18 protein-coding genes and 1 riboswitch are annotated in these 23,828 nt (G+C 62.2%); of the genes, 8 read left to right on the top strand and 10 right to left on the bottom strand.

Translation table 11 applies throughout. The annotated features are described in order from the left end of the window. The 3 genes from cobW to GOX53_RS06700 form a co-directional block, all read right to left on the bottom strand. A complete protein-coding gene (gene cobW, locus GOX53_RS06710) occupies positions 1-1,056 on the bottom strand; it encodes a cobalamin biosynthesis protein CobW (RefSeq protein WP_171174646.1) in 1,056 nt (351 codons plus the stop codon). A gap of 2 nt (positions 1,057-1,058) precedes the next feature. Beyond that, the gene (locus GOX53_RS06705) at positions 1,059-1,442 is read right to left on the bottom strand and encodes a DUF1636 domain-containing protein (protein WP_171174644.1); all 384 of its coding nucleotides are present in this window, start codon (positions 1,440-1,442) and stop codon (positions 1,059-1,061) included. Between the two features lie 69 nt (positions 1,443-1,511). Beyond that, positions 1,512-1,747: riboswitch (cobalamin riboswitch) on the bottom strand. Positions 1,748-1,819: 72 nt separating this feature from the next. Then, complete coding sequence (locus tag GOX53_RS06700) at positions 1,820-2,704, bottom strand: LysR substrate-binding domain-containing protein (RefSeq protein ID WP_171174642.1); 885 nt, start codon at positions 2,702-2,704, stop codon at positions 1,820-1,822. A gap of 232 nt (positions 2,705-2,936) precedes the next feature. On the opposite strand from GOX53_RS06700, the gene GOX53_RS06695 reads away from it, so the two are divergent. After that, positions 2,937-3,890 (top strand): NAD(P)-dependent oxidoreductase, encoded by a 954-nt coding sequence (locus tag GOX53_RS06695; RefSeq protein ID WP_171174640.1) that lies wholly within the window; start codon positions 2,937-2,939, stop codon positions 3,888-3,890. On the opposite strand, the gene GOX53_RS06690 is transcribed toward GOX53_RS06695, so the two are convergent. From GOX53_RS06690 to GOX53_RS06660, 7 genes are all read right to left on the bottom strand, one after another. After that, positions 3,887-4,291: a hypothetical protein gene (locus GOX53_RS06690; RefSeq protein WP_171174639.1), complete on the bottom strand. Its 405-nt coding sequence runs from the start codon at positions 4,289-4,291 to the stop codon at positions 3,887-3,889. The two genes, GOX53_RS06695 and GOX53_RS06690, sit on opposite strands and share 4 nt — an antisense overlap. 11 nt (positions 4,292-4,302) lie before the next feature. Beyond that, on the bottom strand, positions 4,303-5,004 hold the full coding sequence (locus GOX53_RS06685; RefSeq protein WP_171174637.1) for a hypothetical protein: 702 nt from the start codon (positions 5,002-5,004) through the stop codon (positions 4,303-4,305). Then, positions 4,974-6,542 (bottom strand): caspase family protein, encoded by a 1,569-nt coding sequence (locus tag GOX53_RS06680; protein WP_171174635.1) that lies wholly within the window; start codon positions 6,540-6,542, stop codon positions 4,974-4,976. The genes GOX53_RS06685 and GOX53_RS06680 overlap by 31 nt, the downstream gene beginning before the upstream one ends. A 106-nt stretch (positions 6,543-6,648) precedes the next feature. Continuing rightward, positions 6,649-9,108, bottom strand: a complete 2,460-nt coding sequence (locus GOX53_RS06675; protein ID WP_171174634.1) for a VWA domain-containing protein — start codon at positions 9,106-9,108, stop codon at positions 6,649-6,651. Between the two features lie 301 nt (positions 9,109-9,409). Next, positions 9,410-10,729 carry an aspartate aminotransferase family protein gene (locus GOX53_RS06670; RefSeq protein ID WP_171174631.1) on the bottom strand — a complete coding sequence of 440 codons (1,320 nt, stop codon included), beginning with the start codon at positions 10,727-10,729 and terminating at the stop codon, positions 9,410-9,412. Next, complete coding sequence (locus GOX53_RS06665) at positions 10,726-12,270, bottom strand: trimethylamine methyltransferase family protein (RefSeq protein ID WP_171174629.1); 1,545 nt, start codon at positions 12,268-12,270, stop codon at positions 10,726-10,728. Before GOX53_RS06665 ends, GOX53_RS06670 begins: the two co-directional genes overlap by 4 nt. 82 nt (positions 12,271-12,352) lie before the next feature. After that, positions 12,353-13,318, bottom strand: coding sequence for a LysR family transcriptional regulator (locus GOX53_RS06660; protein WP_217351678.1), 966 nt, complete (start codon positions 13,316-13,318; stop codon positions 12,353-12,355). Positions 13,319-13,418: 100 nt separating this feature from the next. Here GOX53_RS06660 and GOX53_RS06655 point away from each other — a divergent pair, with 100 nt between their 5' ends. The 7 genes from GOX53_RS06655 to GOX53_RS06625 all read left to right on the top strand — a co-directional run bounded on the left by GOX53_RS06655 (position 13,419) and on the right by GOX53_RS06625 (position 23,777). Then, positions 13,419-15,806: an FAD-dependent oxidoreductase gene (locus tag GOX53_RS06655; RefSeq protein WP_171174625.1), complete on the top strand. Its 2,388-nt coding sequence runs from the start codon at positions 13,419-13,421 to the stop codon at positions 15,804-15,806. Further along, the gene (locus GOX53_RS06650) at positions 15,803-18,217 is read left to right on the top strand and encodes an FAD-dependent oxidoreductase (protein WP_171174623.1); all 2,415 of its coding nucleotides are present in this window, start codon (positions 15,803-15,805) and stop codon (positions 18,215-18,217) included. Before GOX53_RS06655 ends, GOX53_RS06650 begins: the two co-directional genes overlap by 4 nt. Before the next feature lie 191 nt (positions 18,218-18,408). Continuing rightward, the gene (locus GOX53_RS06645) at positions 18,409-19,212 is read left to right on the top strand and encodes a DeoR/GlpR family DNA-binding transcription regulator (protein ID WP_371810260.1); all 804 of its coding nucleotides are present in this window, start codon (positions 18,409-18,411) and stop codon (positions 19,210-19,212) included. Then, positions 19,196-19,969 (top strand): inositol monophosphatase family protein, encoded by a 774-nt coding sequence (locus GOX53_RS06640; RefSeq protein WP_371810259.1) that lies wholly within the window; start codon positions 19,196-19,198, stop codon positions 19,967-19,969. Before GOX53_RS06645 ends, GOX53_RS06640 begins: the two co-directional genes overlap by 17 nt. A 3-nt stretch (positions 19,970-19,972) precedes the next feature. Next, a complete protein-coding gene (locus tag GOX53_RS06635) occupies positions 19,973-21,673 on the top strand; it encodes a Na/Pi cotransporter family protein (protein ID WP_171174621.1) in 1,701 nt (566 codons plus the stop codon). Next, complete coding sequence (locus GOX53_RS06630; protein ID WP_171174619.1) at positions 21,670-22,419, top strand: N-formylglutamate amidohydrolase; 750 nt, start codon at positions 21,670-21,672, stop codon at positions 22,417-22,419. The genes GOX53_RS06635 and GOX53_RS06630 overlap by 4 nt, the downstream gene beginning before the upstream one ends. 71 nt (positions 22,420-22,490) lie before the next feature. After that, on the top strand, positions 22,491-23,777 hold the full coding sequence (locus tag GOX53_RS06625) for a glutamine synthetase family protein (protein ID WP_254446493.1): 1,287 nt from the start codon (positions 22,491-22,493) through the stop codon (positions 23,775-23,777). Positions 23,778-23,828: the final 51 nt, after the last annotated feature.

Here is a 23,828-nt window from a genome sequence, read left to right as displayed (position 1 = left end):
TTATTCGGCGGCCTCTGTGACAGCGGTGAGGATCTCGCGGATCGCGCCCTCGCTGATGTCGTCATGTTCGGCGATCACCACCAGCCGGCTCTGGCGCGCTTCATCCGGTTGCCACGGGCGGTCATACTGGTGCCGTACCCGGGCGCCCACGGCCTGCACCAGAAGGCGCATCGGTTTACCGGTGACAGCGGCATAGCCCTTGACGCGCAGGATGTTCAGCTCATTGGCGAGACGCTCGATCCTGGCGACCAACTCTGCCGGAGCGCTCTGTTCCGGCAGGTCGATGACCACGCTTTCGAAATCTTCATGCTCGTGATCATCGGCGCCATCGTGGTGCGAGGGGCGAGCGTCCATGTCATCCTCGGCGGCAGCTTCCAGACCCAGCACCACGCGCGCATCCACCGCACCTTCGGCGACCTCGACCACCGGCAGCGGGCGCGGCGCCTCGGTGGCGATGATCTCTTTCGCCTTGGCCACACCCTCGGGTCCCGCCAGATCCGGCTTGGTCAGCAGGATGATGTCGGCGCATGAGATCTGATCCTCGAACACTTCGGACAGAGGCGTTTCGTGGTCAATCGAGTCATCGGCCAGCCGCTGCGCATCCACCGCCGCCACGTTGGGCGCGAACCGGCCCGCCGCCACGGCCTCGGCATCGGCCAAGGCAATCACGCCATCTACGGTGATCTTGGAGCGGATATCGGGCCAGTCGAACGCCTTGAGCAACGGTTTCGGCAGCGCCAGACCGCTGGTTTCGATCAGGATGTGATCGGGGCGCGGCTCCAGCGCCATCAGCGCCTCGATAGTGGGGATGAAATCGTCGGCCACGGTGCAGCAGATGCAGCCATTGGCCAGTTCCATGATGTTCTCGGCAGGGCAATCCGGGATGGCGCAGGATTTTAGGATCTCGCCATCGACGCCCACATCGCCGAATTCATTGACCACTACGGCCAGCCGCTTGCCCTGCGGGTTCTGCATCAGGTGGCGGATCAGTGTGGTCTTGCCCGAGCCGAGAAAGCCGGTGATCACAGTGACGGGGAGTTTTTCGAGGGTGCTCATTCTCAGGCTCCAATCGGGGGAATGCGGGCAGCGCAGTTCTTGCGGAAATGTTCGGGGCGGTCGCGCCACTTCACCAGGCCATCGGTTGTAGCCAGGTATTTGGTGGCGCCTTCGACGATGATCTCGACATCGTCGGCTTCGTTCAGGTTTTCGTAGACGAAGGTCCAGCGCGACGGCCCGCCGCGCAGCACGATGGAACAACCCTGATCGCAGTTCGACAGGCACTCGACGGGTCTCAGCCGAATGCCTTCGGGCAACTCGGCCTGTGTCAGTGCCTTGTGCAGCAGGGAGCCTGGGCGCTGATCATCCTCTTCGATGGGCAGGCCACGACGGCAGGTGGTGCAGACCAGCAATTCGACTGGTGCGGTCTCGGTCACGTCTCTCATCCCCCCATACAGGTTTCGGGGGACGGGGTATGCGCGGGCCATTAGCCCGACACCGGAACACCCCGTCCGGTCTGGTCTTCGGGCGTTGGCAGGTCTCCCGGCTTGCGGATGTCAGAGGCCCCTCATTTGGGTGCTTCTCTGTCGGATGTCCCGCCTTCCCGGCTATCAGGCCAGTGGCTTTGGGCACCCTCTCCGGTCACGGTCGCGGGGGCGGCTGCGTTTGACGGCCCGTTCCTTGGTTCCGGCCGCTGACGCATTCCCTTTTCATCCGTCTTGCGACGGACACCAACGGATGGGACATGCGGCATGGCATGGGGCCTTGTCAAGCGCGCCGGAACCGGGCGCTGCGACCAGAGCGAAAAAGCGACCCGCCGGGGTCAGGGAGCGGCATCGCGCGCCAGCCGTTCACGCAGCCACGCGGAGTAGAGCTGCGCCAGCGGCGATGGCGCCGCCGCGCCGTCCGGATTGATGAGGTAATGCGACTGCGCGAAGGGAATCGGTGGGCCGGCGACTTGCAGCGGCGCGCCTTGCGCGATGGCATTGCGGGCAAAGCGGGTGAGGATCGTGGCATAGCCCGCGCCCGCCATCACCAGTTGCAGCGCCGCGACGGTGGTGTCCACCGAATGGCGTACTGCTGCTTCGTTGGGCGGCAGGTCATGAGCCTCGAAATAGCGGGCCCAGTTGTCTTCATAGCCCAGAATGTGAATCAGCGGGCCTTGCCGCATTTTCTCCAGCGCGGGCAGGGGCGCATTCGCCGGGCAGACCGGCACGATCGTCTCGTCGCACAGCTTCTCGGCCCGCAGCCCCGGCCAGTCGCCGTATCCCAGCCGGATTTCCACATCCACGTCCCCCGGCGCAGCGCTGTCGGCCCAGATGTTCGAGACCAGCCGCACCGGCACCTCCGGATAAAGCGCCGAGAACTCCGGCAGTTCAGCGGCCAGCCAGTAGGTCGCGGTCGAAATCGGCGCCCGCAGCGTCAGGGTCTGCCGCGTGGCCGGACCAAACAGGCTGTTGGTGGACAGCGCGATATCGGACAGCGCCCGCCGCACGGTCAGGGCGTAGGATTGTCCCAACTCAGTCAGGTCCAGCCTGCGGGCGGCACGGCTGAACAGTTTTTCCCCCAGTTCCGCCTCCAGCGACCGGATGTGAAGCGACACGGCGGTCTGGGTCAGCCCAAGCTCCCGTGCGGCCTCGGTAAAGTTCAAATGCCGCGCGGCCGCCTCGAAACTGCGCAGCCAGACGGGGTTGGGCAGGCGATCCATGTCAGAACTCCACCTGCGCGCGGAACGGTGCGCGACCAAGAAAATTCGAATTTTCTTGGTCAAAATTCTTCGAAGAATTTTGGTCGCACAGTGGGGAGAACTTCGGCATTTATCACCAAAATTTTTTGCATATAAATAGTGTTATTATTCGTTTCTCTTGGGGAATGTCACGCGGAATACTGACTGCAGGAATCGTATACGCGGGTACATGCTCGCCGGGGAGGATTGAGACATGAAAGTCGGCTTTATCGGTCTGGGCAATGTGGGCGGCAAGCTCTCGGGCTCGCTTTTGCGCAATGGCATCGACCTGACCGTGCATGACCTGAGCGAGGATCTGGTCGCGGATTTCGTCGCGCGCGGCGCCAAGGCTGCGACGGGCCCGGCGCAACTGATGCGCGAGTGCGATGCGGTGATCACCTGCCTGCCGTCGCCCGCCGCCTCGGACGCGGTGATGCAGGAGATGCTGCCCGAGGTTACCGATGGCAAGATCTGGATGGAGATGTCCACTACCGACGAGGCCGAGGTCAAACGTTTGGGCGCGATGGTGATGGAACGCGGCGGCGCGGCGGTGGATTGCCCGGTCTCGGGCGGCTGCCACCGGGCGGCGACCGGCAATATCTCGATCTTCGCAGGCTGCGACCGGGTGACCTTTGACCGTATCGCGCCGTTCCTGAAAACCATGGGTCGCCGCATCCTGCATACCGGCGATCTGGGTTCGGCCTCTGTCCTCAAGGTGGTGACCAATTATCTGGCCACCGCCAATCTAGTCACCTGCTGCGAGGCGCTGGTGGTGGCCAAGGCTGCTGGCATGGACCTAAACACCGCATATGAAGCCATGAAGATCTCATCCGGCACCTCCTTCGTGCATGAAACCGAAAGCCAGGTGATCCTGAACGGCTCGCGCGATATCTCCTTCACCATGGATCTGGTGAAAAAGGACATCGGCCTGTTTCAGGAGGTCGCCGACCGCGCGAATGTCCCGCTCGAGGTCAGCCCGGTGCTGATCGACATCTTCAACGACGGCATTGCCCGCTACGGCGACCGAGAACTGTCGCCCAACATCATCAAACGGCTGGAAGAAGCCACCGGCCTCGATATCCGTGCGCCGGGCTTCCCGCCGGAAATGCTGGACTATGAGCCGGAAGAGCCCGGCTATGAGGTCATCCCGCAGGGCGCGAAGCGTTAACCGGACAGCCGCGCCAGATCAGCACTGAGCGCGCGGGCATCGGCAATACTGCGCTGCAGGGCCGCCAACCGCGCTTCGGGTGTCGAACCGGTCGGGTTCGAGTTCAGAACCCGGTCGATACGGGCCGCGGTGGCGGCATCGCCGCCCCCTGTTGCGTCGCGCTGTTGCAGGATTTTCAGCTTCAACTGCGCCAGTTCCGATTCCGAGGACCGGATCTGCGCCGCCAGCGCTTCGTTTCGGGCCTCGGCGGCGGCTACATCGGCCTCGGCGGTCTCGATCCGTTCGTCATAGGCGCCGGAGGTGATGCCGGACACTCCGGAAAAGAACCCGCCCTCGGCAGGATCGGTGGTTGTCTCGCAGGCGGCGAGCAGCAGACAGGGCAGGGCGATCAGACGGTTCATGACACCCCCCTTCACAGCGACGCCGCCAGATCGTTGGCGATCCCGCGCATCTGCGCGATCTGGTTCGAGAGCGCGGCCAGATCGCCGTCGATGGGGGACGCGGCCTGACCCCGGGCGACGGTCAGCCCCCGCGCCTCGTTGAACTCGGCCTGCCGCTTGGTGGCGCCGTCGATGGCGATCTGCATCTGCGACAGGTTGCCATTGGCCTCGGCCAGTTCTCGCTGCAATTGCGCTTGATCCGAGGCACCTGTTGCTGCACTTGCGCGCAGTGCCGTTAGCTCTGCCTTTTGTGCCGCCAGAACCTGGTTCATCACATTGATCGTCGTCTGCATTTCGGCGGCGTTGCGGTCCAGATCGCTCTTGATCTGGTTCAGCCGCGCCTCGCGCCGGGCATATTTGCGCTGAACGAAGGCCACATAGGTCCCGGCCAGCGCCCCGGCGCCCAACCCGATCGAGAACCCGGTGCCGACATCGTCGCTGTCGCCCAATCCAAATCCGATCAGACCGCCCGCCGCTCCGCCGGCTGCAGCGCCTTGCAGAATGGTTTTCTGCATCGCGGCGGCCTGTTTGGCCAGATCCGCCTCGGCCTGCGTGGTGCCGCCGCTACCCGTGGCCGGCGCTGCGGTCTGGCTGGTCTCACCACAGGCCGACAGGGCCAGTGACACCGAGATCAGCGCGGCGCTCAGCCGGGTGGAATGAGGTCTGCCAGCCATTGGTAACTCCCTTTCTTGCTGTCATCCGCCTGCGCTACGTGCCGCAGGAAAAGGGCGGCGTTTTCGGTCAGTTGCGCCCCGGCATGGTCCAAGTCGCGCACGCGGGTTTCGCCGCCGACCAGTACTTTGCTCGCGTCAGGCGGAAAGAAGACCACCGCGCGGCCCAACAGTTCGTCATAGTAACTGCGGCTCTGGTCCAGACGGCGCAGGATAACGCCGCGCGAGCGGTGGATGTCGTAGATATCGTTGCGCGCCTGTTGCAGCACTGGCAAGGCGTCGGGGTTCGAGCGCACGATCTCCTCGATCTGCCCCAGCGCGTCTTCGGCAACGGTCAGCGTGCGCTCGACACTGCGCAAAGCGACGATATCGGTGCGCAGCCGTTGCAGCGTCGTTGCCGCCAGAAACACCGACACTTGTGCTGCGTCCTGATAGAGCCGCTCGGCGGTGGCGGTTTCGTTCGCGGGCAGCCAGCGGCGGTAGCCCTCAAGCGCCGGACCAAGATCGCGGGCGGGACCATCGCTCAGCAAGCCCAATGCCACCAGCGCGGCGGCCAGCTTGTCGGGCTCGGCGGCGGCCAGCGTTGCCGCAACCGGTGCGGCAGCCGGGGCTGTGCGGGATGCCAGCCGCTCAATCCGGTCCCGGGCGAAAGGGGCGAACAGCCCCTCGGGGTAGCTGCGCAGATAGGATTCGAAATCGCTTGCGTCGCTGCTGGAGGCAATGTCGCGCCATAGGGCAAGTTCGGCAGCGGTCTCGTCCTGTGGTGCGCTGGTGGGCAGGGTTGGCGCGAAGCTGTGTTCGTCCAGCACGGATTCCTCCACCCAGGGCACCTGGCGGCCATCTGTGTCCAGCACGACCTGCTGGCGCACGCGGCCCAGCATCAGCCGCACATCCAGGCCGGGCGTGGCGATATGTTCGAGCAGACCGGTGGTAAAGATGCTGTTCTCGCCGATGCCATCATAAGCGACATTGCCCGGATCGGTGGCATAGGCAATCAGCAGCCCGGCACCACCGCGAGCCCGGACAAGCCCCTGTTCGACCATACCTCGTTCCGAGAACGGGTTGTTGCGGCAGGCGTCCAGCAGCAGGATGCCGATCTCGGGTCCCGCCCGGGCGATCACATCCCGGACCCGCCCCATCGTCACGGAACTCCGGCGCAGCGCCCCAAGATCGCTGCCCGCGAAATCCGTGCCGATCAGGTGGTTTTCGCCTCCGATCTGCACGCCATGCCCGGCATAGAAGAACACCGCCATCTCAGCCCCCTGCGCCGCCGACCCGAATTGCTCAAGTGCGCGCGTCATCGCAGCGGCATCCTGATCGGTGGTCTCGGTGACTGCGAACCCAAGCTCTCTGAGCGCCTCCGCCAGCGCGGTCACATCATTGACGGGATTGCGCAAGGCCATGTCGGGCGCGTCATAGGCCGAGTTACCGATCAACAGGGCGACGCGCCCCGAGGCCAATGCCGGCATCGCCGCGAGCGAAAGGATCAACAGCCAGAACAGGATGTGGATCGGCATGAATGGGAGACGCAGGGACCTCATGCCGCCACGTTAGCGCAAAGAAATGATACGCGCACCATGGATGATGCCGGGATTTCTCCTCGGCACCTCCAAGAGAACCCGCTGCTACAAGCAACCGGTCCTGACGTCATTCGACCTTGATGACCTTTCTGGAAAGAACGGCCTTGTTTGTCAGGTCCAGCAGCCGGATCTCATAAACACCGGGGTCGTCAGGCATCGTGAGTTCAACCGGCGGATCGCCGGTGATCTTCTGGGCGGAAATCCATGTAAAAATGGCCTGCTCCCCTCGGGCCAGCGTAATGCGTTGATCGGCGCTTTGGCTGTCGGTGGTCCATCCCACGGTGATCGTTGCGCCTGGGGCCGCGGTATCCGGCGCGTCGAGCTGCGCACCGGTTTCCAGCGCGGCATCCTGCGCCAGAACCTCGACCGTCTGGCGGGCCAGGACGCGGCTGCCCTCGCGCATGAGATACCGGATCTCATAAAGCCCGGTTTCTTCCGGCGTGTTCAGGTCGAGCTCCGTCTTGTTGCGTACTTGCGAGTACACGCCGAACGCGTCGTCAGGCGTGCCCACCGGAACCAGATTGACATAGTCGCTGCTGTTGATGGTTCCGGTCCACGAGACACGCAGCTTGTCGCCCGCCCGCACTTGGTCTGCGGCACTGATGGTCACCTCGGGTTCGGTAACTTCCACTGTCGCCGTTGCGACGGTCTTGGAGCCCTCCCTCAGCAGGTACCGGATCTCGTAGAGGCCCGTTTCGGCAGGCGCCTGAAGGTCGTTGCTGGTGACGTCGCGCACAACTATGTAGTTGCCGAACGCTCCTTCCTCGGTGCCCATGGGGACGATGTTGATGTAATCCTGCGAGCTGACGGCGCCTGTCCAGGACACTTTGAATTTGCTTCCGGCCAACACGGTTTCGGGCGCGTCGATTGTGACTTGCGGTTCGGTGACCTCGATCGACGACGTGGCAAGGGTCTTGGACCCCTCGCGCAGAATATAGCGCAGCTCGTAAATTCCGGGATCAGCCGGGGCGGTCAGTACGCCTTTACCTGCATCCCGAACGACGATGTAGTTGCCGAACTCACCCTCATCCGAACCGGCGGGAACGATTGCGACATAATCCTGAGTGTTGACGGTCCCGGTCCAGGACGCGTCGAACTTTTCGCCCGTCACCACTTTTTCGGGGCCCGATACGGTGACCTCCGGCGCGGCGATCTCAATCGTTTCGCTGGCGAGTGTCTTGCCGCCCTCGCGCAGCACATAGCGCACTTCGTACATGCCGGTTTCGGCCGGGGCCTTGAGCAGGTCTTTGGAGTTATCCCTGACGACGATGTAATTGCCGAATTCCCCTTCGTCAGTGCCCACGGGAACGATGTTGATATAGTCCTGCGTGTTCACGGTGCCCGACCAGCTGACCTCGAACGCCGCGCCGGTCAAAGCCGTTTCCGGCACCTGCAGGACGACCTGCGGATCGGTCACCTCGATCTGTCGCGAGGCGACGGTGCGCTTGTCGACATTCAGGATGTAACGCAGCTCGTACAGTCCGGGATCGGCTGGCGCACTAAGGTTGGTCGCCTCGTTGTTGCCAACGTTCTGGTAATTCCCGAACGTGCCGGCGTCGGAGCCCAGCGGCACAATCGCCACGTAATCCCGTTTGTTGATCGTGGGGGTCCACTCAACCCTGAACTTCGCGCCGGTCTGAACCGTGTCTGCGGCGCTGAGGGTCACTTCGGGTTTGGTAACCTCAATCGTGTCGTGCCCCAGAGTGTCTTTGCTTTGATTGTGCAGATAGCGGATTTCATACAATCCCTCGCTGCCCGGGACAGGCAAGTTCGCTTCGGTGGACTTGCCGATACGCACATAGTTTCCGAAGACGCCGGGATCGGTGCCCACCGGCACAATGTTGATATAGTCACTCTCGGCGACCGTAGGCGCCCAGGTCACCCGAATGTCCGCACCGCCTACCGCCGTGTCCGGTCCGTCAACGACAACCTCCGGTGAGGCCGGCTCTGGCTCGGGCTCAGGTTCCGGCGCGGCCTGAGCGACAGCCGTTCCAACCGTGCTGAGCGCGGCGCCAAGCTCTTCGGCGCTTCCGGCGGTGATGTACTGCCCGCCAGTGTTTTCAGCGATGCAGGCGAGCGAACTGGCATCCTCATCGCTGGCCAGTCCGAACCCTACGACATGCGCGGTAAAGGCCACCCCGCTGTTCTCCAGCGCCTGCGCCAACGTGCAGGGATCGCGCTGGCAGCTTTCCAGTCCGTCGGAGATCAGGACGACGGTCGCGGGTTGATCGGTATAAGACATGGCCTTCGCGGCGGCCTCGACCGCGTCGGTCAGGGGGGTCTTGCCGGTTGGTGTGATCGCATTGATTCGGTCCAGTATGTTCTGTCGTGCCTGCTGACCGGGCTCCACCAATACCTCGATATCGCTGCAATCGCCCCGACGCCGATGGCCATAGGCCATGAGCCCCACGCTTCGCTCTTCGACCCATTCCCCCAACAAGTTTTCCATCACATCGCGGGCAATTTCGATCTTGGCCTGACCTTCGATCTGGCCCCACATCGAGTTCGACCCATCGAAAACGACCATCACGTTTTCATTTGCTGTGACCGATGAGGCGACAAAAATTGCAGCAGAGAAAACTGCACCGCGAATGGCGTTCATACCCAAGGCTACCCCTCCCAAACAGAATGCGTTCAATAATCCGAATTCAACCACACTATCAGCTTCGGAATCAAAGTCATTGGTTTGGTTGCCCGAGCCTGATCCGGCTGCCCGTGATCCGGGGCGCCGGACAGGTTGGAAAAGCCTCGATGAAAATGCTCAACATAGGCCATGCGGCCTGTGCGGCGGTCAGGTTTGCAGGCAGTCTTTACGGGAAAAAACCGGTCTAGCCTGCCAACCGACCAAATGCCCTGTCCAGCCCTTCGTATACCTGATCGACATCTGCCGCAGACAAACACATCGGTGGCACCAGACGCAGGCAGGACTGGTACGGGCCGGATTTTGACAGGATAAGCCCGCTTTCGCGGCAGGCCTCGAACACGGCAGCCGTGGTTTGCGGGTCAGGCTCCTTGGTGTTGCGGTCCTTGACCATTTCGATGGCCAGCATCAGGCCGCGCCCGCGAACATCCCCGATGACGGGGTGGTTCTCCTTCAACTGGTGAAGACGTTCCAGAAGCGCTGCACCGACGACCCGGGCGTTTTCCTGCACTTTCTCTTCTTTGATCACCTGAAGAACCGCACGGCCTGCAGCACAAGAGGTTGGATTGGCCCCATAGGTGTGGAACATGAACTTCTCCGCCATCGGCGCGGCAATCTCCTTGCGCGCGACCACTGCGCCAAGGGGGAAGCCGTTGCCGATCCCCTTGGCCATGACCACGATGTCGGGGATGACGCCGTCGGCTTCGAACCCCCACATATGCTCACCGGTGCGGCCAAAGCCGGCTTGAACCTCATCCGCGATCAGCAGTCCGCCCCTGGCGCGGACACGCTCGGCGGCGCCGGACATGTACCCTTTGGGCATCTCAATGATGCCGCCGTAACCCTGCACGCTTTCGATGATGATGCCCGCGACCTGACCAGAGGTTGCAGCGTGGATCGTGCGGTCGATCTCATCCAGGTAAGGACCCGCCCCGGCATTTTCCCCGAAGATACCGCGATACTGGTTCGGGTCGGGCACGAAAGCGACATTGCCCGGCATGCCGGGATGTCGCCAGCCCGATATTCCGGTGACCGACTGGGCCGCGGCGGTTGGGCCGTGATAGGCCGACCGAAGGGCCAGCAGATCGAGATTTCCGGTATAGCCGCGGGCCATGGTCATGGCGAGGTCGACCGCCTCGGACCCGGAATTGGTGAAGTGCACCACCCATTCGATATTGCCATTCGGATTGGGCATGGCAGCGGCCAGTTCCTCGGCAAAATGCGCAGGCACAGGGTGATAGAACATGGCGGTGCAATGGGTCAGTTCCTGCGCCTGTTCCATTGCGGCAGCCACGACCTTAGGGTGACTATGGCCCACGGAAATACAGACGTTCATGCCCAGCAGGTCGATGTATTTGCGGCCTTCCGCGTCCCAGAGGTACTGCATCGACCCCTTTCTGAACACCATTGGCTCATTGAAGGGGACGAACCTGCGCTGCGAGGCGGCATAGTAGGTGCCGCGCCGTCGCGCGGTCTCGTCCAGGGTCCAGTCTGTCTGCAGGCTCACGTGTTACCTCCTTCGATTTCCCGGCTGCGCCGTGCAACGAAATCATCCAGCGCCTCTCGAATTCCGATATCCATCGGCGGTGCTTCATACTCGTTGATCAGTTGCCGGACCCGGGCGCTGGCGCGGTCATGCTGCCATCGCGCTCCCTCGGCCCGCCACTGTTCGTACGTCTTGTTGTCGGACATCTCGCCCATCCAGAAGGCGGTTTCAAAATTGTCCCGGGTATGCTGCGCGCCAAGGAAATGGCCGCCGGGCTCAACCTCGAAAAACGCATCCATCGCCTGAGCCGCTTCCGAGAAATCGACCCCTTGCGCAAAACGTTGCATGGCCGAGCAGCGGTCCGCATCCATCACGATCTTTTCGTAACCCGTGGTCAGCAGCCCTTCGAGGCAGCCGGTGGCATGGATGATGAAATTCACCCCCGCCATCGCCGCCCCCATCAACTGCGCCTGACTTTCGTAACCGGCCTGCGCGTCGGGCACCTTGGACGCGGTCAGCCCCCCGACCGAGTGGAAGGGCAAGCCGAGCCTGTCGGCCAGGGTTTTTGCGCACATCTGGAACTGGGTTCCTTCTGGGGTGCCGAACGTAGGTGCGCCGGTTCTCAGGCTGATCGGCGAAAAGAATGTGCCGAAGGCGGCCGGGGCACCTGGACGGATCAACTGGATCAGGGCCACCGCGGCCATCACCTCGGCCAGAACTTGCGACAGGGTGGCAGCAACCGTCACCGGAGACATCGTACCGCCAAGGACAAAAGGCGATACCACAGTGCATTGCCCGGCGCGGGCATATTCCTTGAGCGCCCAGAGCATGGTTTCATCCATCACCAGCGGGGCGTTTGTGTTGACCACCGAATAGAGCACGCAATTCCGGTCGACGAACTCCCTCCCCATGACGATGCGGCACATTTTGATCGTGTCGCGGGCCCTTTCTGGCGCCGTCACCGCCCCCATGAACGGTTTGTCGTTCAGGGTGAGATGGGCATGGGCCATGTGCAGGTGACGCATGGAGACCGGGATATCCACCGGCTCCACCACAACCCCGCCCGAGTGATTTATGGCGCCAAGCTGATGGTGCAGTTTGGTGATGTTCCTGAAGTCCTCCATCGTCGCATAGCGGCGGCCGTTTTTCATGTCATGCACAAAGGGCGGGCCGAAACTCGGCGCATAAACCTGTGCATCGCCGCCGATCTGGACCGAGCGTTCCGGGTTGCGTGCGTGCTGCGTGAACACCGGTGGAGCGGTTTTGATCCTGTCGCGGCACCAGCCAGGGTCAAAGCGCACGCGCTCGCCCGTTACCCGCGCGCCGTGACGTTTGAACAACTTCAGTGTCTCGGCGTCTCCTCTGAACTCCATGCCGATCTCGTCCAGGATGCGGTCGGCGTTGTGTTCGATGATGGCGACGGCGTCCTCGTCTATCAGGCTGACCTTGCCGATCTTGCGGATCGTGTATGGCGCGTAGACGTCGGCCCCGGCTGCTCGGGCGGCCATACGAGCCTGTCGGCCAGCGCGTCTGGATTCTCCTGCCGTCATTTTTCCCCGCATGGACGTGACGGTAAAAACATTGCAGGGAACCCATTGTCGGAATAGCCAAACCGGGCAACATTAGCACGAATAATGTTCCTGATTAGGTCTGGTAAATGACCTGCTCAGCAACTTGCGGCAGCAGCTTTTCGAAACTCAGACGCAGCAGGCGACCGCTTTCCTCGGCAAGCTGCTGAGGGATGTCTCCCAGATCGCCGCTGCGATGGACCGCGAGGATCGAGCGTTTGAAGCCCGCGAAGGGGAGCGGTTCGATGCGTAGGTTCATCCCTTCGGCAACGGCGTCGATCAACAAGGTGGGGCTGAGGATGGCAAAGCATTTTCCGGTGTTCACGCCTGCAACAACCATCGAGGCGCGGTCGGCCTCCATCGAGCGGGGCAGGTCCAGGCGGCAGCGTTGCAGGTGCTGATCGGTACGGCGGCCAACCGGTGCGTCCGAACTGAAACGCACAAAGGACAGGCGTTGGGCGATTTGCTGCATGTCATCTGTTTGGCCGTCGTAACTCTCTGGCAGGACGAGAAAAAAGGGCTCCTCAAGAATCGGGATGCAGTCGTAATCGGTCAGATCGAACTGCGGGTCCGAGGTGATGGCGATGTCGGTCTGACGGGCATCGAGGGCAATTTGGTGGTCCGTCGCTAGACCGGCGGCCAGGCTAAGCTCCGGAATGTTCAGCCGGTCATGTACGAGTTCGTGAATTCCGGTCGTCAGGGTGGTGGCAATGGAGGCCAGCATGGAGACCCTGAGGATCGGCAGCGAACTGGATTGCATATGGCGCAGATCCGATCGCAGATCCTCGACCTCGTTGAGAATGCGAAAGGCACGGCGACGCAGAAGCTCGCCCGCATGAGTCAATTCCACCGGGCGGTGTGCCCGGTCGAAGAGCTGCGTGTTTAGCGCCTGTTCGAGCTTTTTTATCTGTTGCGACACTGCCGACTGCGTCATGCCAAGGGCGGATGCGGCCAGCGTGATATGGCGCGTGTCGGAAACAGCCATGAAAACTTCAAGCGCCCGGAACAGGTTTATCTCCGCTTCCGACTGCTGTTTCTTCATTTGGTTCTCGGCTTCATTAGTTTTTCTTATTTTTTGCGTGAATTCTTGTGCTTGAGATAAGCCGAAGTCAATCCTGCCCGAAAGACGCAAGGTTTTGGGCATGACGCAAATCATCATCGTGGGGGGCGGGATTATCGGGCTCAGCTTGGCCTATCACCTGGCCGGACGTGCGAAAGTCGTGCTTTTGGAGCGCAACCAGCTGACCAGTGGGACAAGCTGGCATGCGGCGGGGATTGTCGGACCGTTGCGGGCCACGCCCGGCATGACCAGACTGGCGATGTATGCGCTTGAATTGTTTCCCAGGCTCGAACAGGAATGTGGTCTCTCGACAGGGTATCGGCAAACCGGCGGGTATTGGCTGGCGCGCGATGTCGCGCGAATGGATGAGTTGCACCGGATAGGGTCCTTGGGCCGGCATCTCGGTCTGACGCCCTCCATTCTGGAGCCCGGGCAGATCGACGTGCCGGGCCTGCACCTGAACGGTGTGGTCGGTGCATTGCATGTCGAAGAAGACGCCAATGTAAATCCGGTCGATCTGTGCATGGCCTACGCCAAGGCGGCGCGGGCCAAGGGGGTTGAAATCCGCGAAAACGCCCAGGTTGCGGAATTGCTGGTCGAGAATGGGTCGGCCAAGGGCGTTCGGATGGCCGACGGGTCCGAGCTTCCGGCCGATCAGGTTGCACTTTGTGCGGGCGCCTGGTCGAAACGTCTGGCTGACAACGCGGGTGTTGCGCTGCCGCTGCAGGCGGTCGAGCACATGTACGTGGTCACCGAGCCGATGGCGGGTATCCCGCATCCATACCCGGTGCTGCGCGATCTGGACCGTGGCTTTTACGTCAAGGGCGACGCGGGCAAGCTGGTGATCGGCGGCTTTGAGCCCAATGCCAAGATCTGGGATGCCTTCGGACCGGAGGGTGACCGCCCGTTTCTGGAACTACCCGAAGACTGGGATCAGTTCATGCCGTTCATGGAAGGCGCTCTGGATCTGATCCCAGCCTTAGCCGAGACTGGCATTCAGCATTTCATGAACGGGCCCGAGAGTTTTACCGCAGACACCAAACCCCTGATTGGTCAGACACCGGAAGTGAACGGGCTGTTTGTGGCGGCGGGCATGAATTCGGTCGGTGTCATGAGCTCGGCGGGCATAGGACGCGCCTTGGCCGACTGGATGCTTCTTGGCGAACTGCCGATGGATCTTTGGGAGGTCGATATCGCCCGGGTCGACCCGTTGACTGCAGACAGGGATCATATCGAAACCCGCATGGAAGAAGCCGTCAGCGACGCGTTCGCCCTGCACTGGCCCTTCAAGCAGCCCGGCGCGGGGAGGGGATTGCGCAAATCCGCACTGCATGACCGGTGGCAGGCGGCGGGCGCGCAGTTCGGCCTGACCGCCGGGTGGGAGCGTGGCCTGTGGTATGCGCAGAACAAAGACGAGCGCAATCTGTCTTACTCGGTGGGCGACCAGCCCTGGCACCCGATTGCCGTGCGCGAGGCGGCGCAGATGCAGGATGGCATCGCGCTGATCGATCTGTCCCCGTTCAGCAAGTTCGACATTCGGGGGCCGGATGCCCTGACGCTCATGCAGTATCTGGCCAACGCCAATTTGGATGTTCCGGTGGGGCAGGCGGTGTACACCCCGTTGACCAATGCAAAAGGTGGGATCGAGGCGGATGTCACCATTGTTCGCGTCGCTGCGGATCGTTTTCGCATGACATCTGGTGCTGCGACCCGGCGCAAGGACCTCGCCTGGCTGCGCCGCCACGCCACCGGTAAGAATGTGAAGATAGAGGATGTGACCGAAGCCGAGGTTGTGATCGGTGTGATGGGGGTGGGGTCTCGGGAATTTCTCAAATCTCTGTCGCCCGATGATTGGGACGCATTCCCGTTCTCGACGTCCCGGGACGTCACTGTTGCCAGCCAGCCGGTCACAGCGACGCGGCTCAGCTTTGTCGGTGAACTGGGGTGGGAACTCTCCATTGACGCCAACCAAGCCGGTCCGGTGTTCGATGCGCTCTATGATCGTGGGGCGCGGCCTTTGGGGCATTTCGCAGTGGACGCCTGCCGGATCGAGAAAGGGTTCCGGCATTGGGGTCACGATTTGGGCCCCGAGATCACCCCGCTGGAGGCGGGGCTCGGTTTTGCCGTCGACCTGGACAAGCGATTTCTGGGACGTGCAGCATTGGCTGCCCAGAAAGCGCAGGGGCTAACGCGCAAACTGGTGTTGTTCGATATCCCTTCGCATCCGCTGGTTTTGCATGACGAACCGATATGGGAGGGCGGGCGCGTGGTTGGTCTGACGACAAGCGGCGCGCGCGGTGCGCGAACGGGCCAAACCTTGGCTTTAGGGCTGATTGTGATCGCGCCGGGCGAAGATATCTCGGCCACATGCGACCGGAGCTTCGAGATTGAAATCGCGGGGACGTTTCACAAGGCTCATGCGATGAAGCGGTCTACATTCGATCCCGCAGGTAAAAGGATGCGCGGATGAAAACGACCGATGCTCAGATCCTGATTATCGGCGGCGGCGTCATGGGTGTCTCGCTCATGTATCATCTGACCAAGCTCGGCTGGGGCGACGTGGTTCTGACCGAAAAGAACGACCTGACCCATGGCTCGACCTGGCACGCCGCCGGGTTGTGCACTCACTTCGCCCACAACCCGACCATTCAAGAACTACGCGCCGCATCCGTCAGGCTGTATCGCGACATTCTTCCGGCCGAAACCGGTGATACCTGCGGGTTCCACCGCTCGGGCGCGATGCGGATCACCTCGAATCCCGACCGGATGGATGAATTTGCGCATGTGGCAGGCCTCAGCCGGTTTACCGGCTACGACCTGCAGATATTGACCGTAGATGACATCGAACGCCTGCATCCGCTGGCGCGGACTGAGGGCCTGCTGGGCGGGATATACGAGCCCGATGACGGTCACGTGGACCCTTCGCTGGCGACCAATGCGATGGCCAGAGTTGCGCGCAAAAATGGCGCAACGATCCTGCGGTACAACCCGGTAACCTCGATCCGGCGCGAAGGCGGTATCTGGATTGCCGAGACCGAAAAAGGCACGGTTCGCGCGAAACATATCGTCAATGCAGCGGGAACCTGGGGCTGGGAGGTCGGCCATATGATTGGGCTGAATATCCCGTCGGTGCCGGTCCTGCACCAGTATCTGGTGACGGATACGGTTTCGGCGGTGGCCGAGCGGGCCGAGCAGGGTCAGCCCGAATTGGCGATGATCCGTGACCCGGAAGAAAGCTGGTATGTCCGGCAGGAGCGCGACGGGCTGATCCTCGGGCCTTATGAAAAAGAGGCGCAACCCTGGTCGGTCGATGGCTGCCCACCGGATTTCGGCGCCGATCTGATGCCGCCCGATCTGGACCGGGTCGAGCACATCATCATGGCTGCGATGGAACGTATTCCCGCGCTTGGAACCGGTGGCATCAAATCGGTCGTGAACGGTCCGATCACCTTCACACCGGACGCCAACCCGCTGATCGGCCCGGCGCATGGCCTGCCAAACGCTTGGCTGTTGACCGGATCCAGCATGGGGGTGATGGAAGGTGGCGGCGCCGGTTGGTTTCTGGCGCACTGGATGACCCATGACGCCCCGCCCATGGACGCGCTCGCGGTGGACAGTCGCCGTTTCGGCAGCTGGGCTGACCGCGATTATCGGGTGAAGAAGGCGGTCGAATGTTTTGGCCTGCAATTCGGGGTGCATTATCCGCACGAAGAACGCCCTGCCGCCCGCAACAAACGTGTATCGCCCATACATGATCTGCTGCTGGAGCGCGGCGCCGTGATGGGTGCCGCCTTTGGCTGGGAACGCCCCAACTGGTTCGGCGACCGGCCCGGCGACGAGGCCGTACCGAGTTTTCGCCGGTCGAACTGGTTCCAACCGGTTGCTCAGGAATGCGCCACGGTGACAGACGCCGTCGGACTGGCCGACATGTCCGTCTTCTCGAAATTCGAAGTGAGTGGACCGGACGCGCGCCGCTTTGTTGACGCTTTAGGAACCAATCGCGCACCCGTATCGGGGCGCATCGCCTTGACGCATGCGCTTACACCTGCGGGTGGGGTACGATCCGAGTTCACGGTCAGCGCTCTGGCCGCGGATCATTTCTATCTCACTTCCGCTGCTGCCGCCGAGGATGTGGACGATGACCTTCTGCGCACCCATGCCGACGCCTTCGACGTGACCCTCCACCGCGTCACCGAGGATTTCGGAGTGCTGGGCCTTATGGGGCCGAAGTCCCGGGACGTGCTTGCAGCGCTGACAACTGCCGATCTGAGTCCTGGGTTTCCCTGGCTCTCGGTGCGCGAAATCACTGTTGCCGGCATTCCCGTCCGGGCTCTGCGCATGTCCTATGTCGGCGAGTTGGGGTGGGAGTTGCACGTCGCCGTGTACCGGATGCAGGAGCTGTTTCTGGCCCTTGAGACGGCAGGCAAATCCCACGGGTTGGGGTTGTTCGGTGCATATGCCATGAATGCGATGCGGTTGGAAAAGGGCTACCGGGCCTGGGGTTCGGACCTCACGACCGAGCGGACGCCCGAAGAGGCGGGCGTCGGTTTTCTGATCAGGCTGGACCATGACTTCATCGGGAAAGCAGCGCTGACAAACCGGATGGGTGCCGATGACCGCTGGGACATGGTCTTGCTTGATATCGAGGCAGGCGATGTCGACCCATACTACGCTCACAGCGTCATGCGGGGCGACCAAATCGTCGGCGTGGTCACATCGGCGGCTTACGGACATCGCACGGACAAAACGCTGGCTTTGGCATATCTGCGCGACCGAACCGCGCGGGATCAGTTGGAGGTCGAAATCCTCGGGCGCCGGCGGTCTGCGATTATACTACCGCAGGTACCGTTCGATCCGCTGAGCATCCGGCTTAAATCTTGACCGGATCACCGGTGACATATGCCGCTGATCAACCCTATTGTTCGAGCGTTTAGATACGCTGGGCCCTCACGTAGCCCAGTCGCATCTTAGGTCAAAAACCCCTGACTGCAGGCAGAATCGGCAAAAACGCTTGATCGTTGACCGATTCCCGTGTCTTCATGTGGGAAGATTTGGATTTTTTGGGGAAAGATGTGAAAAAGCGGGCACCTCATACCCATCGTGAGCTGGAGTTGCTGGATGTGTTGCGCCGTTTGGGCGGTGCCGCGCGGAATTCGGATCTGGCCAAGACACTGGACGTGTCCGAAGAGACCGTGCGGCGTACTATCAAGGCGCTGTCGAAATCCGGGGCAATCGAGCGGGTGCATGGCGGCGCTTATCTGGCAGGCACCCAGGGCGACCCGAGTTTTTTCCGCCGGATTGCTCAGCACTCTGACGAAAAGCGTCTGATCGGAGCAAAAGTCGCCTCAATGGTGCGCGAAGGCATGACGCTGTTTCTGGATGTCGGCTCGACCACGGCCTTTGTTGCCGAAGAACTGCGTCAGCGCAGCAATCTGACCGTTGTCACGAATTCCATCGGAGTGGCGCAGACACTGGTCGGTGTGAACAACAACCGGGTGCATCTGCTAGGCGGTGAAATGCAAAGTGATGAGCGGGGATCGTTCGGGCACGTCACGCACCGGCAGGCGCGGCGATTTGCATTCGACCTTGCGGTTTTGAGCACGGATGCAATTTCGGCCCGTCAGGGGTTCCTGTACTTAAGCGCCGCCGAAGCCGATCTCGCGTCGGTTGTTGCCGACAGCGCCGAGCGGTCCTTGGTCGCCGTGGCGCATTTCAAATATGGCGAGACAGCCCCTTATTGCGGCCCTGACCCCCGCCGGGTGCACGACATGGTGACGGATCAGGCGCCCGAGGGTGAACTGGCGGCAGCGTTCAGAGACTGGGGGATCAAGATTCATTTGGCGACCGGAGCAGAAAGCCGTGCTGGTAAGAAATGATTATGCGGCGCATGCAGCGCAGATGGCCGAGCTTGCCGCCGAGGCGGCCCGCGGCTACTTCCGTGGCCGTCTGGGAATTGAGTTCAAGGCCGATGAAAGCCCGGTAACGCAAGCCGACAAGGGCGTCGAGGCGCAGGTGCGCGCGTATCTGGCAGAGCATTTTCCCGAACACGGCGTCTTTGGCGAAGAGCATGGGATCGAAGGGCTGGACCGCAAGCATGTCTGGATCATCGACCCCATCGACGGGACGCGCTCGTTCCTGTCCGGTCATCCGTTATTCGGTTTTCTGCTGGGGCATCTGGTGGATGGCGTACCGCAGCTCGGTGTGATCGGCATGCCGGCGCTGGGTGAGGTGTTTCTGGGCGTGCAGGGGCAGGGGACGACACTGAATGGCGAGCCTGTTCGCGTGTCGGACAAGACCCGGCTGGACCGTTCAATCCTGTTCGTGAACGAGGGCGACAAGATCCACCGTGACCATCCGGCGCTGTTCGACCGGCTGATGCGGTCGGGGCAGACCCGGCGCTTTGCCTATGACTGCTATCCGCACGCCCTGTTGGCGGCGGGGCATGTGGATGCGGTAATCGACTATGACCTGCAACCCTATGATTTCCTTCCGGTTCTAGCGGTTGTCGAAGCCGCAGGCGGAGTAATGACCGATTGGGACTGCAAGCCCCTGAACCTGAGTTCGGATGGCCGTGTGATCTCGGCGGCGACGCCGGAACTGCATGCCGAGATGCTGGAACTGGTGTGTGGGTAGGCCATGGCGATCGTCAGTTTCCTCATAAGCCTTGCCGGAGCGACGATGCTGCTGCTCTACGCCGTGCGCATGGTGCGCACGGGGATCGAGCGCAGCTATGGCGCTTCGTTCCAGCGGGTGATGACCGGGCAGCGTAGCTATGCGCAGGCCAGCCTTGTGGGCATCGTGATGGCCATTGTGCTGCAAAGCTCGGCGGCGGTGGCGCTGCTGACCTCGGGCTTTGCCGCCGGTGGGATGCTGAGCTTTCCGGCCGGGCTGGCCATCGTGCTGGGCGGCGATCTGGGCTCGGCCCTGATCATCCAGATCCTGTCGTTCCGGCTGGACTGGCTGGTGCCGATGCTGCTGGCGGTGGGCGGTTATCTTTTCGTCAAGACCGAGGCCAAGCGGCCACGCCAGATGGGGCGCATCCTGATGGGGATTGCCTTCATCCTAATCTCACTGCGCTTTCTGCGTGAGGCGATGGACCCGATCCGCGACAGCGCCTTTCTGCCTGCCATCGCCGGGTATCTGGCACGCGACTACATCACCGCGTTTCTAGTGGGTGGCGCGCTGGCCTTTGTCATGCATTCCTCGGTTGCGGTGATCCTGATGTGCGTGACGCTGGTGCAGATTGACGCCATCCCGTTCGCAGCCGGCCTCTCGCTGGTACTGGGCGCCAATTTCGGCTCGGCCTTCATTCCGGCGTGGCTGACGCGGGGCATGGAATTGCCAGCGCGGCGTATCCCCTTCGCCAATCTGGCGCTGCGCGGCACATGGGCAGTGGTCACCCTGTTTGCCGCGAACATGGCGCTGCGCAACGGGCTTTTGGGCGATCTGCAGGGTGGGCAGATGCTGGTCAACGCGCATCTGGCGTTTAACGCCTCGCTCTTGGTGCTGGCCCTGCCGTTCTGCGCCCGCCTGCGCGCGCCGTTTGAACAGTTGCTGCCCGAACCGAAGAACGCCGATGCGACCCTGCAGCCGGGCCGCCCCGCCAGCGCGCTGGACCTGCGCAATATCGGCAGCCCCAGCCAAGCGCTCTCAAGCCTCAAACGCGAACTCTTACGGATGAGTGATCTGGTCGAGGCGATGTTTCGACCGTCGCTGGAGCTTTATCGCAGCGGCGACAAGGAGCAGATCCGCACAGTCCGGGATGTCGATGAGGACGTGAATGATTGCCTCTCGGGCGTGCGGAAGTTCGTCGCCGCCATTCCGGCGGAGGAGTTTGGCAAGGAAAACGCCAAGGTGGCGCGGGATCTGATGGAATACGCCATCCGGCTGGAAACTGCGGGCGATGTGGTGGCCAAGCGCCTGACCGTGCTGGCGGGGGACATGCGCAAGAAGGGCGCCTCGTTCTCAAAGGACGGCTGGTCGGAATTGGTTGAGATGCATGAGAGTATTCTGGCCAATATGAAGCTGGCATCGAACGTGCTGATCTCGGACGACCTGGAAAGTGCCCGGCTGTTGAGCCTTGAGAAAACCGAGATCAAGCGGGCCGAACGCGATAGCCGCAAGCGCCACCTCAAGCGCCTGCAGCACGGAACCACCGAGAGCTTTGAGACCAGTGATATCCATCTGGAAACCCTGCGTGCGTTCCGCGAGTTCAACAGCCATATCGCCGCCGTGGCCTATCCGATCCTCTATCGCAACGGCCAGCTGCTGGAGACGCGGCTGATCGAAGAAATGCCGCAGATGGAAGATAGCCCAGATGCGGAGGTCAAAGGATGACGGCTCCGGTCGAGGTTCTGAATGCGGCGGGCAGGGGCCGGGTGGTTCTGCTGTGCGAACATGCCAGCAACCGTATTCCGGCGGAGTATGACGGGTTGGGCCTGTCTGAGGCGGATCGTGCCAGCCATGCTGCCTGGGACCCGGGCGCGCGGACGCTGACGTTGCGCTTGTCACGGGCGCTGGACGCGCCGGTTGTGGCCTCGACCGTGTCGCGGCTGGTCTACGACTGCAACCGCCCGCCCGAGGCGGCCAGCGCCACGCCGGAGAGATCGGAAACGATCGGGGTGCCGGGCAACGTGGGGCTCAGCCAACAGGCGCGCGATGCGCGCGCCGCAGCGATCTACGCGCCTTTTTGCAAGGCGGTCGCGCAGGTGCTCGATGCGCGCGGACCCGAGACGGTGCTGGTGACTGTACATTCCTTCACACCGGTCTATTTCGGCCAGCCACGGGCGGTAGAGCTGGGCCTCTTGCACGATGAGGACAGCCGATTGGTCGATGCCATGCTCGATCATGTGGACCACGTCCCGCACCGCCACACCGAACGCAATGAACCTTATGGCCCTGCGGATGGGGTCACCCATTCGCTGCGGTTGCACGCGCTTGGTCGGGGGCTGGCCAATGTGATGCTCGAAGTACGCAACGATTTGCTGCGCACAGACAAACAGGTTGCCGCAATGGCACAGGACATTCTGGCGCTGCTCGACCCGGCGCTGAAAGAAATCGCGATCAAGGAGGAGGCATCGTGAGCGGAACTCTCGGTTTTGAGGACCTCAGGGCGCAGGTGGCCGCCGGAGAGGTGGATACGGTTCTGGTCTGCATGGTCGACATGCAGGGCCGCCTGATGGGCAAACGCTTTCACGCCGGTCATTTCGTGGCCGGTGCCTGGGAAGAGACCCATTGCTGCAACTACCTGCTGGCCACCGATCTGGAGATGGGCACGCCCGACGGGTATGCGTCAACCAGTTGGGAGCGGGGCTATGGCGATTACGTCATGAAACCCGATCTCGAAACCCTGCGCCCGGTGCCGTGGCTAGAGGGCACGGTGATGGTGATGTGCGACGTGCTGGATCATCATACGCATGAAGAGGTGCCGCATTCTCCGCGCGCGATCTTGAGACGCCAGGTGAACCGGTTGAAGGGCACGGGCTATGACGCCATGGCCGCGACCGAGCTGGAGTTTTTCCTGTTCGAAAAAAGCTTTGATCAGATCCGTGGGGAAGGCTTTCGCGATCTGGAGCCGATCTCGGGCTATAACGAGGATTACCACATCCTGCAGACCACCAAGGAAGAGCATGTGATGCGCCCGATCCGCAACCATCTGTGGGATGCGGGGATACCGGTCGAAAACTCGAAAGGTGAAGCCGAGACCGGGCAGGAAGAGTTGAACATCAAATACGCGCCTGCGATGGACACGGCCGAGTATCACTCGATCGCGAAGAACGCGGTGAAGGAAATCGCCTGGCAGCATGGGCACGCCGCGACCTTTCTGCCGAAATGGCATCACGACAAGGTGGGCAGTTCTTCGCACGTACACCAGTCGTTGTGGCGGGACGGCAAGCCCGCCTTCTACGACGAGGGCGACGATCTGGGCATGTCAGCGCTGATGAAGCGCTATGTGGCCGGTCTGCTGAAATACGCCGCCGATTACACTTATTTCATGGCGCCATACATCAACAGCTACAAGCGGTTCATGAAGGGCACCTTCGCGCCGACGCGGATCATCTGGTCGGTGGACAACCGCACCGCCGGGTTCCGCCTGTGCGGCGAAGGCACCAAGGCGGTGCGGATCGAGTGCCGGATTCCGGGCTCGGACATGAACCCCTATCTCGCCATGGCCGGGATGCTGGCTGCAGGGATCGCGGGGATCGAGGAGGGGCTGGAGTTGCAGCCGCCCGCCAAGGGCGATGTCTATCAGGGCGAGACGGGAATGATCCCCGGCACGCTGAAGGACGCGCGCGATGCATTGGACGGCTCGGCCATGCTGCGGGCAGCGATGGGGGATGACGTGGTCGATCACTACACCCGCGCCGCCGAGGTGGAGATCGAGGAATTCGAGCGCGTGGTGACCGATTGGGAAGTGGCCCGCGGATTTGAGCGGGCGTGAACCGGCGGGTCCGGGCGCGGCGCGCCCGGAGGCCTTCGGCGAGAGTATTTG

It is taken from the genome of Ruegeria sp. HKCCD8929 (genome assembly GCF_013031405.1).
In the GTDB taxonomy this organism is placed as follows: domain Bacteria; phylum Pseudomonadota; class Alphaproteobacteria; order Rhodobacterales; family Rhodobacteraceae; genus Ruegeria.
The sequence above is the reverse complement of the archived record's forward strand: the minus strand, read 5'-3'. Positions and strand labels throughout refer to the sequence as shown.